The 17,454-nt window shown below is 39.2% G+C and carries 14 protein-coding genes and 1 pseudogene; 9 read left to right on the top strand and 6 right to left on the bottom strand.

All coding sequences use genetic code 11. The features are described 5' to 3' along the window. Positions 1 to 76: 76 nt before the first annotated feature. Both WBW42_RS04270 and WBW42_RS04275 read left to right on the top strand, forming a co-directional pair. Positions 77 to 1,519, top strand: coding sequence for a protein adenylyltransferase SelO (locus tag WBW42_RS04270; RefSeq protein WP_032056710.1), 1,443 nt, complete (start codon positions 77 to 79; stop codon positions 1,517 to 1,519). A 68-nt stretch (positions 1,520 to 1,587) separates the two neighbouring features. Then, positions 1,588 to 2,169, top strand: a pseudogene (locus WBW42_RS04275) (L,D-transpeptidase family protein). Between the two features lie 70 nt (positions 2,170 to 2,239). On the opposite strand, the gene WBW42_RS04280 reads toward WBW42_RS04275, so the two are convergent. Both WBW42_RS04280 and baeS read right to left on the bottom strand, forming a co-directional pair. Continuing rightward, positions 2,240 to 2,926, bottom strand: coding sequence for a response regulator (locus tag WBW42_RS04280; protein ID WP_002116101.1), 687 nt, complete (start codon positions 2,924 to 2,926; stop codon positions 2,240 to 2,242). Between the two features lie 21 nt (positions 2,927 to 2,947). Further along, positions 2,948 to 4,606, bottom strand: coding sequence for a sensor histidine kinase efflux regulator BaeS (baeS, locus tag WBW42_RS04285; RefSeq protein ID WP_032005542.1), 1,659 nt, complete (start codon positions 4,604 to 4,606; stop codon positions 2,948 to 2,950). A 132-nt stretch (positions 4,607 to 4,738) separates the two neighbouring features. Here baeS and WBW42_RS04290 point away from each other — a divergent pair, with 132 nt between their 5' ends. From WBW42_RS04290 to WBW42_RS04300, 3 genes are all read left to right on the top strand, one after another. Beyond that, complete coding sequence (locus tag WBW42_RS04290) at positions 4,739 to 5,116, top strand: hypothetical protein (RefSeq protein ID WP_032056711.1); 378 nt, start codon at positions 4,739 to 4,741, stop codon at positions 5,114 to 5,116. Positions 5,117 to 5,405: 289 nt separating this feature from the next. Continuing rightward, positions 5,406 to 7,208 carry an acyl-CoA dehydrogenase C-terminal domain-containing protein gene (locus tag WBW42_RS04295; RefSeq protein WP_005804712.1) on the top strand — a complete coding sequence of 601 codons (1,803 nt, stop codon included), beginning with the start codon at positions 5,406 to 5,408 and terminating at the stop codon, positions 7,206 to 7,208. A gap of 167 nt (positions 7,209 to 7,375) precedes the next feature. Further along, complete coding sequence (locus WBW42_RS04300; protein WP_032056712.1) at positions 7,376 to 9,157, top strand: acyl-CoA dehydrogenase C-terminal domain-containing protein; 1,782 nt, start codon at positions 7,376 to 7,378, stop codon at positions 9,155 to 9,157. Positions 9,158 to 9,227: 70 nt separating this feature from the next. Here the strand turns inward: WBW42_RS04300 and WBW42_RS04305 are convergent, their stop codons facing one another. After that, on the bottom strand, positions 9,228 to 10,106 hold the full coding sequence (locus WBW42_RS04305; RefSeq protein ID WP_080776831.1) for a LysR substrate-binding domain-containing protein: 879 nt from the start codon (positions 10,104 to 10,106) through the stop codon (positions 9,228 to 9,230). A gap of 123 nt (positions 10,107 to 10,229) precedes the next feature. Between WBW42_RS04305 and WBW42_RS04310 the strand changes: the two genes are divergently transcribed. Next, positions 10,230 to 10,940, top strand: a complete 711-nt coding sequence (locus tag WBW42_RS04310; RefSeq protein WP_032056714.1) for a glutathione S-transferase family protein — start codon at positions 10,230 to 10,232, stop codon at positions 10,938 to 10,940. 161 nt (positions 10,941 to 11,101) lie between these two features. After that, positions 11,102 to 11,584 (top strand): phosphate-starvation-inducible protein PsiE, encoded by a 483-nt coding sequence (locus tag WBW42_RS04315; RefSeq protein ID WP_002116490.1) that lies wholly within the window; start codon positions 11,102 to 11,104, stop codon positions 11,582 to 11,584. 38 nt (positions 11,585 to 11,622) lie between these two features. Here the strand turns inward: WBW42_RS04315 and WBW42_RS04320 are convergent, their stop codons facing one another. Next, entirely contained in the window at positions 11,623 to 12,006 is a 384-nt protein-coding gene (locus tag WBW42_RS04320) for an RcnB family protein (RefSeq protein WP_005064209.1), read from the bottom strand. A gap of 165 nt (positions 12,007 to 12,171) precedes the next feature. Here WBW42_RS04320 and WBW42_RS04325 point away from each other — a divergent pair, with 165 nt between their 5' ends. Further along, positions 12,172 to 12,618, top strand: a complete 447-nt coding sequence (locus WBW42_RS04325) for a hypothetical protein (protein ID WP_002116392.1) — start codon at positions 12,172 to 12,174, stop codon at positions 12,616 to 12,618. 278 nt (positions 12,619 to 12,896) lie between these two features. Here WBW42_RS04325 and WBW42_RS04330 read toward each other — a convergent pair whose 3' ends face one another. After that, positions 12,897 to 14,360, bottom strand: a complete 1,464-nt coding sequence (locus WBW42_RS04330) for a phospholipase D family protein (RefSeq protein WP_005804716.1) — start codon at positions 14,358 to 14,360, stop codon at positions 12,897 to 12,899. Positions 14,361 to 14,435: 75 nt separating this feature from the next. Then, entirely contained in the window at positions 14,436 to 16,511 is a 2,076-nt protein-coding gene (znuD, locus tag WBW42_RS04335; RefSeq protein ID WP_032070557.1) for a zinc piracy TonB-dependent receptor ZnuD, read from the bottom strand. 137 nt (positions 16,512 to 16,648) lie between these two features. Between znuD and WBW42_RS04340 the strand changes: the two genes are divergently transcribed. Next, positions 16,649 to 17,413 (top strand): DUF4184 family protein, encoded by a 765-nt coding sequence (locus WBW42_RS04340; protein WP_032056716.1) that lies wholly within the window; start codon positions 16,649 to 16,651, stop codon positions 17,411 to 17,413. The last annotated feature ends 41 nt before the right edge of the window (positions 17,414 to 17,454 follow it).

Below are 17,454 nucleotides of genomic sequence, written 5' to 3' on the forward strand. Positions count from 1 at the left end.
TCTTTCGGGAGCTATTTTTATGCCTGCTTTTTAACTGTGTTATAGTGAAATCCGCTCTCTCTATTTTGCTAAGCCTATGCAGTTTAATCCGCTCTACCCTTCACTTCCGTCTAAATTATTCCATGTTCAGCAACCATCACCTTTACGGGGTGCAAAAGCAGGACATTTTAACAGTGCTTTGGCTAATGAGCTGCAATGGTCAGAAGACGATAAAAATGCATGGGTTGAGATCTGTAGTGGACAGCGCACATTCCCTGAATTTCCGTCTCTTGCGATGGTCTATGCTGGCCACCAATTCGGACAATGGGCAGGACAACTCGGCGATGGACGTGGTTTACTAATCGCACAAATACTGAATACAAAGGGCCAAACCATCGACCTTCATCTCAAAGGTGCAGGTCCTACGCCTTATTCAAGAATGGGAGATGGACGAGCAGTATTACGTTCTGTGGTCCGTGAATATTTAGCAGGACATGCTCTAAATGCTTTAGGCGTCGCATCTAGTCATGCAGTCGGTTTTACAACCTCGGCTCAAGGTGTACAGCGTGAAAAACTAGAGTTAGGCGCAATGCTACTTAGAACATCTGAATGTCATATTCGTTTAGGACACTTCGAATGGATTAATCAATATGCGCCTGAATTGCTACCAGAATTCACTCAAAAATGTATTGAATGGCATTATCCAGAATGCTTAGAAACTGAAAATCCAATTTTATCCTTTGCCAAAAAGGTAGTTGAACGTACTGCAATTATGATTGCGAAATGGCAATTGGTTGGCTTTGCTCATGGCGTAATGAATACCGACAACTTAAATATTACTGGTTCAACACTCGATTTTGGGCCATATGGTTTTATGGAGCGATTCCGCCCCAACTGGATCAACAACCACTCAGATTATCAAGGCCGTTATACTTATCAAAATCAGCCAAGCATAGGCCATTGGAATTTATGGACGTGGTTAAATAACTTGATTCCACTTGCTGAACCTGAACAAAAAGATAAGTTCAAAGAAGAGTTAGCACGTTGCTTAGAACAATTTGAACCAATCTTTTTAGAACACTATGGACAAGGTTTATGTCAAAAAATGGGACTTCCCCATTTCCACAAAGACAGCCTTGATTGTAGTTTTGCGTTTTTAAGAATCTTACAAACTGAACAACTCGATTACACTCAAAGTTTTATTCGTCTTCAAAATAAAGAATATAAAGCTTTACGAGATGATTGTCTTGATATTCGACAGTTTGATGAGTTTCTTAGCCAATATCAAAATATTCGTGAACTTCAAGATATTAATGAGCTGGATGCGAATATGCAAAAAGCAAATCCAGTTTATATTTTGCGTAATCACATGGCGCAGCGTGCTATTGAAGCAGCTGAACGAGATGATTTTAGTGAAGTAGATCGTTTGTTTAAGCTACTTAATCAGCCATACACAAGACAACCAGAACTCGAACAACCACAAGATTTAGGTCCGTTACCAAGTGATGTTCCAGATGTAGCAGTGAGCTGTTCATCTTAATATTAAAAAACTAAACTCTCTTAAGCCACTTAGCTTAAGAGAGTTTCTTACACATCAAAGAATAATATATGAAAATTAAACCCCTCATTATTTGTACATTTCTTATAGTTCCACTGGGAATCGCTTTTTATAATTATGAAAAATATTTACCGACTTTTACGTCAAGCCATCAAGCCCTCTCAAATGAAGAGATCCAAGAAATAATCAAGACCAAGCCTGTTACCTCAATTGAAGTGTTTAAAAACCAACGCCTACTTCTGCTCAAGAGTAATCAGGACGTGATTCGGCAATATCCGATTCGTCTCGGCTTTAATCCCAAAGGACATAAACATTTTGAAAATGATGGTAGAACACCTGAAGGGATTTATTCTATAGATTAGCGAAACTCACAAAGTGCTTACTATAAATCTTTGCATATTTCCTATCCCGATGCGAAAGATATTGCTTATGCCAAGCAACATAATCAACCAACAGGAGGAGATATCATGATTCATGGATCTGTTCCGAAATCATTACTCTCGATGCCTTTTAGCTCGACTTATATGCCCCATAAGGATTGAAAGTTAGGATGTATCGCGGTTAGAAATGTAGATATAGATGAAATTTGGCAATTAGTACCCAATCATACCAAGATTATAATTTATCCATAAAATCTTTAAAACTATCCACATTTTCTGTGGATAACATTGTGGTTATCCACAGAATAACTTTTATGAAGACTTACTCCTCAGGATATTCGAAGCGATAACCTACACCATAAACTGCTTGAATCCACTCATGACGGTTACCAGTTTCTGCTGCTTCACTAATTTTTCGGCGCAAGTTTTTGATATGGCTGTCAATCACACGATCGGCAACATCAAAGCTGTCTGGATTAATATGATCCAATAATTGTGCACGTGAATAAACTTGCCCCACATGCTCTAAAAATAGCTCAAGTAAGCGAAATTCGGTTGGCGTTAAGCTCAACGATTTTTGTTGATACCAAATTCTTTGTTGTGCTTTATCAATTCGGAAAGAATCATTTTGCTCAGGCTCTGCTTTACGCTCTAAACGGCGTAGCACAGCTTGTACACGAGCAACTAACTCTTTTGGACTAAATGGTTTACATACGTAATCATCAGCGCCCATGTTAAGACCTAATACTCGGTCAATTTCTTCGGTACGGGCAGTGACCATAATAATCGGTAAATCTGACTGTTCACGAACTTTACGGCAAATCGTTAAACCATCCATTCGTGGAACCATTAAGTCCAGAATCATCAAATTTGGTTTACGTTGCTGGAAACTCGCATAGGCATCTTGACCATCATGAAACATACTTACTTCAAAACCGGCAGCTTCAAGATAATCACGCACCAAATGCGCCAATTCGACTTCATCTTCAACCAACATCACATGTTTCATGAGATATTTTTCCTTTTATATTTAACTCTGCTTTTTAAAAGTAAGTACACAACGTAAACCACCTAATGGTGAATGTTCAAAACTGAGTGTACCACCAAGCGCCTGCGCAATCTTACAAGACAAAGCTAAGCCCAGCCCTGTTCCACCTGTACTACGCGTACGCGAATCATCTACGCGATAGAAACGTTCACCTAAACGGGATAACTGCTCATCACTTAAACCATAAGGACTATCATCGACATACAAAGTCCACTCTTGAGGATTCTGACTTGTATGAATATGAATTTTGCCACCTGTTTCTGTGTAACGAATACTATTACTAATTAAATTAACAATAATCTGTTTAAAACGGTCACGGTCTAATAATAGCGGAGAACTTGTTCCTTCAACTTGAATTTCGAGACCAGCCTGCTCAAGTTTGGGTTTAAAGTTTTCAACTTCTTGTAGTACCACTTCCCATGGATTTACAGAGCTCAAATAACACTTAAGCTGCTGAGCATCTGCCTGCGCCAAGTCTGCAAGGTCTTGGGTCAATTTTTTCAAGCTTGAAACCTGACGCATCATTGCATCTAAATGTTCAGGAGTTGCTTTTCGAATCCCGTCTTGCATCGCTTCAATTTGTGCTTGCAATACAGCCAAAGGCGTTTTTAATTCATGAGAAGTATCTGCCACCCATTGACGTCGTGACTCTTCATGCTGATGTAAAATCTCTGCCAAATGGTTCAACTGGGTTGATAAATCACCTAGCTCATCATTTCGCTTAATGACCACTTGGTGTTGATAATTTCCTTTGGTTAATTCATTGGTTGCATTTAATAAACGCTGAATTGGCTTTTTAAAATAAGTCGCCATTAACAGTGCTGCAACTAAACTTGATAGTAAGGTTAAAGCATAGATTAAGAGTAAATAACGCTTTTGATTACTAAAAAAATTAATACTCAAAGCATCTTCTTTATCTAAAACAGGCTTTAAACCTAAATATCCCACGACTTTATTGTTTAAAATAATCGGGCGAAATGACATTTGATCTGAAGAAGGCGGTTCACCTACCACAAACTGGTGCTGTGCATCATATAGAGATAGACGCGAACTCAATCCTAAACGGTCTGGTAAAGCGATAAAACGTTTCTTCCCATTTTGGGTTTCAATATCTTTTAAGCTTCCCTTCTTTGATTTATTTTTATCATCACTTGGACGAAACTGGTTTGCACTTAAAGGGAAACGTAATCCTTCAAAAGGTTGATACTGTGAAGGTAAATTTTGCTCGAGTGCTCTTAACTCTTCATCACTAAAAATAGTATTTTTATTTGTCGGTGCAACTTGCGGTGAAATATTAATAAGGGCATGTTCATCGAAAGAATGCTGCTGTATGGCAATGTCATATTGGCGACGGAGCCACCACTGCGAAAGACGATCGTAGTCATCGGGAGCCGCGGTTCCTTCGATTTGTAAAATCTGTGCCTGAATCGCATTCCCCCAATCATGGTACACCGTATAGACATCGCCAAGATTGGTAATGAGGCGGTCTAGTTTCTGCATTTCAACGTCAGCCACATATTTGGCAAAGTTCTTTTGCATGGTCCAGTGCAAAACGCTCAAGCTTGCAGTCGCAATAAGCAATGTGGTGAGCAAGACTGTCAAAAATAACCGTAATGCAATGGGAACACGTAGAACGTTCAAAAGCACTCTCTCATTTTTACGCTATATTTTGCATTGTAACCAACAACGAAAAGAAAAACTCTCCATTGTTTCTACATCTTTATTATCTAATCTTTAAGCCATCAGAAAACACAACATTAAAGGGCTTTAAATATGAAAATGACGGCAAAAATTGCATTATTCAGTGCGGCAATTGTAACAATGGGAAGTTTGGCTGCGTGTCAATCGACAACTCAACCACCTAAACCAGAGCATGGAATGATGCAAGATGGCCCACGTGAGGGTCACCACCGTATGAAGCACCGTGAGTTCACTCCAGAACAAAAAGCTGCATGGGAACAGCACCGCGCAGAACGTCAAGCTCGCTTTGAACAAATCCAAAAAGCATGTGATGGTAAAGCGAATGGACAAACAGTAAATGTTCAAGTTGGAGATAAGACACTTGAAGGTACTTGTAACCTTCGTTTTGAACCAAAGCGCCCTCAACCACCAGTTAACGCTCCTGCTCCAGTACCAGCCCCAGCAAAATAATTCTAAAAATCATAAAACAAAAGGCGCCTATAGGCGCCTTTTGTTTATACATAAGTGTTTACGATTTTGACTATTTGTATCATATAAACATAACCAAAAGTATTTACACTCAAAGCACTTACATAGTTTCAGCATTTTTTTCTTGACTTTGCAGTCACAAAGTAAAGGTCCTGAGGTGCTTGTACAGTTATGCAAGTTGTTGCACGATGTAATAGTCCAAGGTGCCTCATGGCACATTATCATAGATTAAGATTATAACTCTGGTTTCACCAGTATTGAGGAACCCGATATGCCACAATACAAAGCGCCCTTACGTGATATGCAATTCGTTTTGCATGAATTATTAAATGCTGAAGAACACTATGCAAAATTACCTGATTTCCAAGGTAACGTAAGCCGTGAATTGGTTGATCAATATTTAGAAGCTGCGGCGGATTTCTGTGAAAATGAACTTTCTCCTTTAAACCAAGTTGGCGACCGCGAAGGTTGTACTTGGAATGATGGCGTAGTCACTACTCCAACAGGCTTTAAAGAAGCTTATCAAAAATATATTGAACTTGGCTTTCCGTCTTTATCAGCAGAAGAACAATACGGTGGTCAGGCCTTACCTAACTCTTTAGGTATCGCAATTTCTGAAATGGTAGGTAGCTCTAACTGGGCATGGGGCATGTACCCAGGCTTGTCTCACGGAGCTGTACGTACATTAGAACATCACGGTTCTGATGAACAAAAAAATACTTATTTACCAAACCTTGTTTCAGGTGTTTGGACAGGTACGATGTGCTTAACTGAGTCTCATGCAGGTTCAGATTTAGGTATTATCCGTACTAAAGCAGAACCAAACGCAGATGGTAGCTATGCAATCTCTGGCGAGAAAATCTTTATCTCTGCTGGTGAACATGACATGGCTGAGAATATCATCCATATCGTTCTTGCTCGCCTACCTGGTGCACCCAAAGGTACTAAAGGTATCTCATTATTCATCGTTCCTAAATTCAATGTAAATGCAGATGGATCTATTGGCGAACGTAATGCGGTACGTTGTGGTTCTATCGAACACAAAATGGGTATTCATGGTAACGCAACTTGTGTCATTAACTTTGACCAAGCTAAAGGTTACTTGATTGGACCTGAAAACCGTGGTTTGAACTGTATGTTCACCTTCATGAACACAGCACGTATTGGTACTGCTGTTCAAGGTTTAGCAGCGTCTGAGTCATCTTTCCAAGGTGCGTTGACTTACGCGAAAGAACGTTTAGCAATGCGTTCACTTTCTGGTCCTAAAGCTCCAGAAAAAGAAGCAGATCCTATTATCGTTCACCCTGCTGTTCGTAACATGCTTTTAACTCAAAAAGCGTTTGCTGAAGGCGGTCGTGCCCTTGTTTACTTACTTGCTCAATACGCAGATATCGTTGAAAAAGGCGAAACTGAAGAAGAGCGTAAGTTTGCTGACAACATCTTGTCTTTATTGACTCCAATTGCAAAAGCATTCTTAACTGAAACAGGTTCTGAATCTGCTAAGCACGGTGTACAAGTCTTCGGTGGTCATGGTTTTATTTCTGAGCATGGCATGGAGCAAATCGTACGTGATACACGTATTGCTTGCTTGTATGAAGGTACAACTGAAATCCAAGCACTTGATTTGTTAGGTCGTAAAGTATTGCAAACTCAAGGTGCAATGCTACGTGACTTCACTAAGATCATCCATAAATTCGTAGAAGCAAACAAAGACAACGCTGCTATGAAAGAATTTGTTGAACCGCTTGCGGCGCTTAACAAAGAATGGGGCGATCTTACTATGCAAATCGGTATGCGTGCGATGCAAAACCCAGATGAAGTCGGTGCTGCTGCTGTAGATTACCTATACTTCGCAGGTTATATCACTTTAGCTTACCTATGGGCTCGTATGGCGCTTGTAGCACAAGAGAAATTGGCAGAAGGTACAACCGATGTTGACTTCTACAATGCGAAAGTAACTACTGCTCGTTTCTACTTCAAGAAAATCTTGCCACGTGTACGTTCTCACGTAGATGTGATCGCTGGTGGACTAGATCCATTAATGTCATTAGACGCTGAACATTTCGCTTTCTAACCATAGTTAGTTGCGATATGCAATGTTAAAAAACAAAAAAGGACTGCTCAGTTTTGACGGTCCTTTTTTTATAAAATCAATGATAAATTTACACTTTAAATTCCATATCCATTTCGTTTTACAGGATATCTAGCACAGGCCAATGTGCACAAAAAAGGTGAACGATTATGCCAATTTACAATGCTCCTTTAGCTGATATGAAATTCATCTTAAATGATGTATTTAAAGCAGAACAATTTTGGCAGTCTAATGAGAAACTCGCTCATGTAGATGCTGCAACAGCTGAAGCAATTTTAGAAGAAATGGCTAAATTTGCTCAGAACGTGACTCATCCATTAAACCGTACCGGTGACGAAGAAGGTGCTCGCTATGAAAACGGCGAAGTATTCACACCAGCTGGTTTTAAAGATGCATTTCGTCAATATGCAGAAGGTGGTTGGATTGGATTAGGTGCCGATGAAGAATGGGGCGGTCAAGGCATGCCAAAAATGCTCACCGTTCTTTCTGATGAAATGTTATTTGCGACTAACCCATCTTTCATGCTTTACCCGCTACTTTCAGTAGGTGCTGGTATGGCTTTAAGCAGCTATGCATCTCAAGAACAAAAAGAAACTTATTTACCTAAGATTTATTCAGGTGAATGGTCAGGTACCATGTGCTTAACCGAGCCACATGCAGGTACTGACTTAGGTATTATCAAAACTAAAGCAGAACGTAATGAAGACGGTACATATAACATTACCGGTACTAAAATTTTCATTACTGGCGGTGACAACGATTTAGCAGAAAACATCATTCATTTGGTACTTGCTAAAACTCCAGATGCCCCTGCTGGTTCACGTGGTATCTCGTTATTTATCGTACCGAAATACCTTGTAAATGAAGATGGTTCTTTAGGCGACCGTAACCATGTTGGCCCAGGTTCTATTGAACATAAGATGGGTATCAAAGCATCTGCAACTTGTGTGATGAACTTTGATGGAGCTAAAGGTTACCTCGTTGGTAAAGAAAACGAAGGCCTTGCTGCAATGTTCGTGATGATGAACTACGAACGTTTATCAATGGGTATTCAAGGTTTAGGTGCATCTGAATTTGCTTATCAAAATGCTGCTCAATACGCGACTGACCGTTTACAAGGCCGCAGTGCAGCTGGTGTTCAATCACCAAATAAACCTGCTGACAGCATTTTAGTGCATGGTGATGTACGTCGTATGTTGTTAAATGTACGTGTCAATAATGAAGCATCTCGTGCATTTGCAGTCTATGTAGGTCAACAACTAGATATTACTAAATTCTCAACTGATGCAGCAGCAGTGAAAAAAGCCAATGACCGTGTTGCGCTTTTAACTCCAATTGCAAAAGCTTACCTCACAGATACAGCCTTCCAAGCAACTTTAGATGCTCAAATGGTATTTGGTGGTCACGGTTACATCCGCGAATGGGGTATGGAACAATGTATTCGTGACCTTCGTATTGCTCAAATCTACGAAGGAACCAACGGCGTTCAATCTCAAGATTTAATTGGTCGTAAAACCATTAAATGTGGCGGTGCATTCATTGCTGAATACATCACTGAAATCCGTGACTTTGCAAATGACCTAGACACTGACTTGAACTTCATTAAAGATGCAACTTTAGATGCTGCAACTGAAATTGAAGCAATCACTCAGTTTATTATTGAGCAAGCTGCTGAAAATGTAGAGTTCCCGAACTCAGCTGCGGTTGATTATTTACATGCGGTTGGTTTACTCAGCTTCTCATACATGTTTGCAAAAATTGCTGCCGCTGCTAAAGATAAGTCTGGTGATTTCTACCAAAACAAACTTGCTTTGGCTCAGTACTTTGTTGAACGTATCTTGCCGGATATTGATGCACGTATTGCTAAAATCAAAGCTGGTTCTGACTTAATTATGGGCTTTAGTGAAGATTACTTTACAAATCAAGCTTAATTAAGTTCTTTATAAAAACGCCTGAATAATCAGGCGTTTTTTATTTCTAATCATAAAAGATAGATAACTTTTACGTTTTTAATTTCTCGACCAAGAAGTCGGCTGTAATATTGACACTGGGTAAAAGCCCTCGTCTTGTCAGCATCAATAAACTTGTCGTTACGCTACCAGCAGACCAATCTGGCAAAACATGAATTAAGCTGCTCTCAGATAGTTCATTCATACAAAAAGTTTCAGGTAAAAGCGTAATACCCAATCCCCTTTTTGCAGCCCCCTTTAAAATCTCTGACTCATTTGCTACAAAGCGGATGTTTGGACGTACTATCTCTTTCTGACCATTTATATTTTGAAAATGCCATGGATTCATTTGCAATTCAGGCCATATACCTTCATGTTTAAGCAAATCTTCTGGTGTATGTATAGGAGCCGATTTCATTAAGTAGGTAGGCGCTGCAACAGCAATGATTTTATCATTTTTAAGCACACGTTGAATTAATCCAGAATCCGGCAATGGTTGAAAATGACTACGGATCACAATATCAAAGTTTTCACTCATAACATCAACGTAACGATCAGTTACCTCTACTTGTAATAACAGCTTAGGATAACGTTCTGCAAGTTCAGGCAAACAATCAGATAGAAGATACTGAGCAATGGGTACAGAAGCACTGAGCCTGACTACACCACTTGGCTCTTGTTGTTGTATTAATAAATTTTCTTCTGCGTAACGAAACTCATCTACTGCATTTTTGGCATGGTGATAAAACAGTTTTCCTGATTCGCTTAAGACAAAACTACGTGAACTACGATGAATTAACGTTAAGCCCAGCTTATTTTCTAATATTGCAACACGCTTACTAATAGTTGATTTAGGTAAATTGAGCTGTTTAGCTGCGGCAGAAAATCCTTGATGCTCTACAGCAACAACAAAGAGATAAACATCATTCAAGTTTTGTCTAAGTAGCATTCTTCAATGTCCATATATGTAGACAATAAGTTTCATAATACATGACTACTAGAAACTTTTCTGTCGACTTATGATGATTTTACACATCAAAAAAGAGTAATCATCATGTCAACTTTCACTTTATTTTATGGCGTACCTTCTGGATGCTCATTTGGTTCAATAGTTGCATTGGAATGGTCAGGTTTACCATATCAACTCTGTAGAATCGAGATGCCAGCTCAATGCAACACCGAGGAATATCGCAGAATTAATCCAATGGGTGAAACGCCTGCACTGCTCTACGATAATGGTAAAGTTTTAACGGAAAGCATGGCTATCTTGAACCATGTCATGGCAAAAAGCCTGAATGCGGCTTTTCATTATGAACAAGGAACAGAACAATTTAATCTCTTTAATCAGAAACTAGCTTTTTTGAATACGACTTTATTCAATGCATTTAGCCCACTCTGGTATAGTCTTGAACACTCTTCATCAGAAAGTAATAAACAAGCATTACGTGAATATGGAGCAGTCCAAGTTAAAAAAGCATTTACAGCTTTAGAAAATAGTCTGATAAATCAAACTTGGCTAATGGGCGATCAATTGTCTTTTGTAGACGGATACTACGCAGGTATCGCACGATGGTTGAAATATCATAATGTTATTGATATTGATCAATTTCCAAACTGCAAACGACTTTATGAACAATTACAAAATGAGGCGGCGGTTAAATTTGCACATGCAATTGAACAAGAACAATCCGTAAAGAGTATAGGCAACTTTTTAGGTCATATTGCATTTGAAGATGTCATTCAAGAATATAAAAATTTGAAATAGTCTTTGTATTTATAGTAGATATCACCTTACTACATGAGTTGAATTAAATCTTCATAAAAACGCCTGAATAATCAGGCGTTTTTTATTTTGTATTTACTATTTCCATTGGCACAAAATTTGTTTAATTTCTAAACATTACGAAGTGAACAAAAGATCTTATTATGCCTGATCCTAAAAAATACGAACGAATACTCGACCGTTTCGGTCATTACGCCGTAGAAGCCTTCCATTATTTAGCCTTATTCATTATCGGGTGTATGGTGGCATGGTCGGCAGCCAATACGGTTTTTGAAATTCTGACCGTCAAAAAGTATGCTTCAATTGATGATATTTTATTATTATTTATTTACTTAGAGCTTGGAGCAATGGTTGGAATTTACTTTAAAACCAACCATATGCCTGTACGTTTTCTTATTTATGTCGCGATTACGGCCTTAACCCGTCTACTCATTTCAGATATTCAACATGATCATAAAGCGGATATCGATCAAGTCATTATTACGGGCTCAATTTTGATTTTAGCTTTATCTATTTTAGTCGTTCGATTTGCTTCATGGCACTACCCATCAGTGATGAAAGAGAAACATGCAAAAACTTCTAATAATTTGAAAACCCCTCAACCGCAAGATGACGAATTAGCATAGAAAAAGGCCTCAATATTGAGGCCTTTTTATTTTTACGTTTAACGAACTCGGTAAATGTTGTGTCTTGAGTCTACTAATAAGTATTGATTAGGTGTTTTAACCCAGTGGTATCCACGTGGTGGTGCATATAAACGGTGTGCTCTCCAGTCCGAAACATAATAGCGGCTATGGCGATATTGGGCAGGAATACGTTCACCACGTTTAAAAGCAACATAGTTACCATAATGCTTACCACGATCAGCATTTGACCAAACTGGCGCTCGGTGATCATTACGATAATCATGACGGCGGTCATCGCGATGCTCATATCGATCATAGTTTTTACCATGGTCATTGTTCCAACGGTGTCCAGAATCGGCCATCGCGGTAGCTGATATACCTAACATTAATGTCGAAAGTACAAGAACGATTGGCTTTTTCATGGCCTATTTCCTTTTAATCTTGATATGAAGCTAGATTAAAAGAGACTCAAGGAGAAACCATGAATAAAACCGCTTTGATTGCTAAACTTTGTAATGACTATAAAGAAAATATGAAGAATCTGTATCTGTGCTACCATTAGCATTTTTCAAACTAGGTCAATTGCTGTGTCTGAAATCAGTTTTGAGCGTCTTCATCAATTTTTTTGCAAAGTTCCAAGTGTACAAGAAGCCCGTATTATGGCTCATGGAGCAGATGGCGAACATGCTTGGTGGTTTAAGTTCAGTATTGACGTAGAGCATGCACTTGCATGGCAAACAGTTCAAGAACTAGGTCATGTTTTAAATTATCTATCGACGAATGAACGCCTACCAACATTATTCTTCCCTGTTTCACCGCCACCTTACATGAATGGTGAAGCCAAAGACTTTTTATCATGGATTATTCAATGTAACCATCCTGAATTTTCTCCCGATGTGGTCTGTGATTGGCTTGAAGCGCGTTTGCCGAATCCTGTAGATGATGAGTCACAGTGGAAAATTAAGACGGATTTGAGTGAAATCGAAAAACTTGATGATAAAGCGTTGGATCAGTTGATTCCGCCAGCGCCTTAAATTATTTCAATGATGGGTAGGCTAAGTGATATAGAAATTAATATTTTCCAATATTCGCTTGTGCTAAATGTCATCCACAACCTACCCAAAATTTATGAATATATTGTATTTGCAATAAAATCGGTTAAATGAAGATATTGAACAGGTTTTGTGGATGACAAATGCCTTTGGTTACTTTGGGCAAAACCAAAGTAACGAATGAGCTCTAGTTTTAGGGTGAGACTAAGTAAGACTCCGTCGTGAACATATAGCCTCAACGTTTATATAAAAAAATAGAATTAGAAAGTCGATAATCCTGACCATTCCATAAAACGATAAATCCAATACTTCACTTTAGACTCATCTGCATACTTCGCGTAATCCACGCTCATCTGTCTATCTTTTAGGTTTGACCACGAGGTATTGAAGTAATCTTGCGCATCTTTAAAAACTTGATCTTGAACTTTGCCAATGACCAACATATCCGTTTCAAGGTTGTAATTTTTTAAATTACGGGCCGTAAAGTTGGCGGATCCTACAATCAACTCAGCGTGTTGGGCGTTATATTTCAAGATCATTTTGCTATGGTTCTGCTCGCCATGAGTATCACACCAACGGATTGGAATACCGACAGCATGCAACTCTGAAGCCACCTGACGGTTTGGAATACCATTCTTTTGTCGACCAAATGCATCTTTATTTGGATCAAGTAAAACACGAACAATAACACCTCGTTCTTGAGCACTTTTTAGAGCTTTAATAATCTTACGTTCAGACAAATAGAACATACTTAAATCAAGATGTTCTTTAGGTTTAGCCGTATTAATTAATTTTAATACAGCTTCATAGATTGCGCCTTCAGTTAACACCTGCACTTGAGGCTTGCTAACGTCTTTTTCAAAGTCACCTAAAATGAGCGATGGAGAGCTACTGCCTGACATTTGTGCAACGGCAGCTTCAGTTTGGAGAACATCAGCAGCTGTTGCCCCTGTTACAACCAACGCGACATTAGAGTGTCTAGAACTACCATCGTGTGGATTTGCTGAGGTCACCAATGACTTCCAACCAGCATCGGTATCGACCACAACAGTCTTACGGTGATTGGCCTTAAAATTAAATAAGTTTAGATAGCTGCGCAGTGTAATTTTTTCATCACCGAATGGATTCGGTAACCAGCCCTTTTCAGGGTTATTACCAATATTTTGACAGCAGATGTACCAGAAGCCTGACCAGAATGGGTTAGAAGCTCGTAAAGGGGCTAAATTCGTTTCAATCACATCAACACCTGCCTGACGTAACTGACGGTAGTGTTCAGGGCTGATACCACCATAAACCGAGTTAATCGGGTCGGTAATCATAACGATCTGAATTTGGCGGTTCTGTCTTTTCTTACTTACTAATGCATCGGTTAGCTCTTGCATTAATGGTCTTTGCTTGAGTTTTGAGTCACCCACTTCTGAATTAAACAAGAACATATCCACCACAATCGTGGTTTTTGCCTCATCAATCATTTTCAAAATTTCATCAAAAATATGCTGGTCAACCTGCTGTTGTCCTTTTGCATCAAGATAAGTTTTGTCTGCTAAAAATTTGACATCGGCATGTCTAAGCTTGCCACTAAAGTTAATCCCTTGTGGTAATGGTTTTACTGTGTGGTAAATCGCTGATGCAAGATATGCAATAGCAACAACGCAAAGTAATACCGCCATATAACGACGCCCTGACCAATTTATTTTTTGATGAATTCGTTGAAAAATACGCATAAAAAAGACCTAACTTGATGCTTTCAAATTAGGTCTTTTGGATTGATTTTTCAAGTTTAGTTTCGTGTTAAAACCTTAGAAACTAAAATCAACACCTACAGTAAAATTACGTCCAACTTGTGGAATATTTGATAAGAATGAAGCATGTTGATAAACCGTGTCATCTAACAAGTTATTTGCTTTCATATAAACACGATAATCTGTTTTTGCACCATATTGTCCAGAGTATGCCACGCCAAGATTAAGCATGTTATAGCCTTCTGTTTCGGTCTCGTAAGCTGCGATCTTATCTTGGTTAAAGACATGATAGTACTCGGCAGAACCACTAAAACCATCGCCAAAGTCTGCATCAACTTTAGTACCTAAACGTCCCGCTGGAATACGTGGAGCGTTACCCTCTGCATCAATTTTACCGCGTACATAGTCACCGAAAGCACTGATCTTGTACATTGGGGTAATTTGATAACCAATTTCACCCTCTGCACCATAGAAACGAGCTTTATCTTGAGTATATTGAACTAAACGGAAGTCTTTATAACGGTCAAGGGTTTGCGCATAGGTGTAGTCATCAAACCAGTTATGGTAAACATGAAGATGGTAATCAAGTTTGTTATTATCAAAATGCAAACCTAACTCAACATTATTCGATTTTTCCTTACTGAGTTGATCATTTCCTAACTCATAAGTATTTGTCGCAAAGTGCCCACCATTTGCATATAACTCTTGAGCTAAAGGTAAACGTTCCTGATGTGAAGCGACAAAAGAAAGTTTATAGTTCGGTGCAAACTCCCAATTTGCAGCACCTGCGTAAGAAAATGCCGAGCCATCAAAATCCTGTTTAGAATTATCGTCTACATCAATTTCTTGCTGATCTGCACGGGCAGAAAGCTCAAAATGTACGTCTTTCCATTGTTTATGTTCTAAAGCAAATACGCTCCACTTTTTGGTAGTGGTCGGGGCCATAAATGCTTCTTCACCAGTTAAATCTAATTTCTGTTGACCTAACTGTGCGCCAATTACCCCTTCCCAACTTGCAATCGGGTTATGTACTAACTCAATGCGTCCATCATAGCCTTTGTTTTGGAATCGGGTTGCAATTGCGCCCTCTTCAATTTCATCATGCTGATAGTCAGTATAGCTTGCTTGCGCACGTAACTTTTGGAAGCCTGCAAATGGATCATTTAACTCAGTTTTAAAATCATAACGCTCAGATTTTAAGTCAATCCATGGGCCGCCGTGTTCGTGCTCATGTTCTTCATGTTCATGATCGTGAGCTTCTTCACCCTCTTCATGTTCATGGTCTCCACAATGCAAATGCGGTCTTCCACCTAGATGAGCGCTACAACTTTCATATTCATGGCTATGCCCCGGTAAGCCATATTGATCCCGACGGTTGCTATAAGAAATACCCGTATAACCACGGTCATAAATCCAAGACAAACCAACGTTAACTGAATCACCCTGCGCAAAGGTATTGTCTACACGGCGCTCTTTTTCACCTTCATGAATATAATTGGGCGCAATATAATTATTCGCATCACGAGTTAACCCCTCAACACGTAAAGCAACTTGGCTGCCCAAGCCAACAGTTACGCCAGCACTCGCTAGTTTTTCATCACTTCCAGTGTTGTAACGTAAGCCAACTTGTCCTTCATAACCATTTTCAGGCATTTGCGTAGGGATCTTGTTATCAATGACGTTAACTAAACCACCGACAGTCCCCGCACCAAACAATAAAGTTGAAGGGCCGCGAATTACTTCGACTTGTTTCGCAAGCACAGGATCTACAGTGACGGCGTGGTCAGGAGACAACGTCGATACATCAATATTTTCTGATGAATTTTGAAGAACTTTAACACGTGGTCCATCTTGTCCACGGATGACTGGACGGCTCGAACCAGCCCCAAACTGATTCGCGTAAATTCCCACTTCACTACTGAGTGCATCCCCAATGGTAGCAGCGCCTTGCGACAGATGCTTTTGATCAACCACAGTATCTGCAACAGCAAAATCTTGTGACGTTTGCTCAAGTGGATGAGCCTTAATTCGAATGGTTTCTAGCTTTTCAACATTTTCACTTTCTGCTGCAAACGAAGGTACGGATATGACAGCTAAAATGGATAAGGTCAAAATATTTTTATAGAACAACATGAGGTGATTCTCTGATCGCTACGCCTTTTTGTTTTGTTATATTATAACATTTCAGTCTTTTTGCAATAAAAAACATTTCCAATCGGCTGATTCGTTAGACTGGGCAATTAAATGATGTGAGTAATCTCTGTTTTATAATGCCTTTTACAATCTCTCATGCCGTTATAGCTCCTCCTCTTTCAAAGCTTAGCCGAAACACTTTACCAGTTGCAGCTCTAGCAATTGGAAGTATGACACCCGATCTTTACCGCTTATTTACAATGCAGTCAGGGATGTTGACACATCAATGGAAAGGACTTTTCTACCCAAATCTTGCATTAGGATTATTATTCTGTGCTATTTGGTATTTACTTTACCGGCCTGTAATTTATCGTTTTTTGGGCATTCAACATGATCTTGACCTCCACTCTTTAAAACGTATGTTTTTATTTTTGATTGGAACATTACTCGCGCTTATTTTAGGGATTGCCACTCATTTAATTTGGGATGGCCTAACACACTCAGACTTTCGGACTTTTATATTTAAAGATGTATTAGCGACCACAGTTCATCTTTTGGGACACCCTTATCCCTTACATCGTCTTTTACAGCTAGGCTCCTCTGCTCTTGCGCTACCTTTTATTGCTTGGATGTGTGTTCATTATTATCAGCGCTATAAACAACACTGGAAAGTAAACTATAAAATTAAAATTTTCGCATGGTGTCTGTTAATTCTATCTACAGTGTTAGGTTTATTCTCTTTTTGGGATTATGCCCGCTACATTCCTCATGAAGTTTGGCATGTCGATACCTATTATTTCACTGGTCGTTCTATTAATGAATTTATGCAAGGCTGGCTAAGTACCTTTAGCTTAGGATGCTTACTATTCTTGGTTTTAGATCGGCAAAAAAGAATGGGGTGAATACTTAAAGTTGCTGCCAAATTGCTCATTTTCAGCTTAAT

This window comes from Acinetobacter sp. LT1 (assembly GCF_059800965.1).

What these genes read in the sequence shown, in the direction of transcription:
- WBW42_RS04270 (WP_032056710.1), top strand. Translation starts at nt 77, where the DNA reads ATGCAGTTTAATCCGCTCTACCCTTCACTTCCGTCTAAATTATTCCAT.
- WBW42_RS04280 (WP_002116101.1), bottom strand. Translation starts at nt 2,926, where the DNA reads ATGAAACATGTGATGTTGGTTGAAGATGAAGTCGAATTGGCGCATTTG.
- WBW42_RS04290 (WP_032056711.1), top strand. Translation starts at nt 4,739, where the DNA reads ATGAAAATGACGGCAAAAATTGCATTATTCAGTGCGGCAATTGTAACA.
- WBW42_RS04295 (WP_005804712.1), top strand. Translation starts at nt 5,406, where the DNA reads ATGCCACAATACAAAGCGCCCTTACGTGATATGCAATTCGTTTTGCAT.
- WBW42_RS04300 (WP_032056712.1), top strand. Translation starts at nt 7,376, where the DNA reads ATGCCAATTTACAATGCTCCTTTAGCTGATATGAAATTCATCTTAAAT.
- WBW42_RS04310 (WP_032056714.1), top strand. Translation starts at nt 10,230, where the DNA reads ATGTCAACTTTCACTTTATTTTATGGCGTACCTTCTGGATGCTCATTT.
- WBW42_RS04315 (WP_002116490.1), top strand. Translation starts at nt 11,102, where the DNA reads ATGCCTGATCCTAAAAAATACGAACGAATACTCGACCGTTTCGGTCAT.
- WBW42_RS04320 (WP_005064209.1), bottom strand. Translation starts at nt 12,006, where the DNA reads ATGAAAAAGCCAATCGTTCTTGTACTTTCGACATTAATGTTAGGTATA.
- WBW42_RS04330 (WP_005804716.1), bottom strand. Translation starts at nt 14,360, where the DNA reads ATGCGTATTTTTCAACGAATTCATCAAAAAATAAATTGGTCAGGGCGT.
- znuD (WP_032070557.1), bottom strand. Translation starts at nt 16,511, where the DNA reads ATGTTGTTCTATAAAAATATTTTGACCTTATCCATTTTAGCTGTCATA.
- WBW42_RS04340 (WP_032056716.1), top strand. Translation starts at nt 16,649, where the DNA reads ATGCCTTTTACAATCTCTCATGCCGTTATAGCTCCTCCTCTTTCAAAG.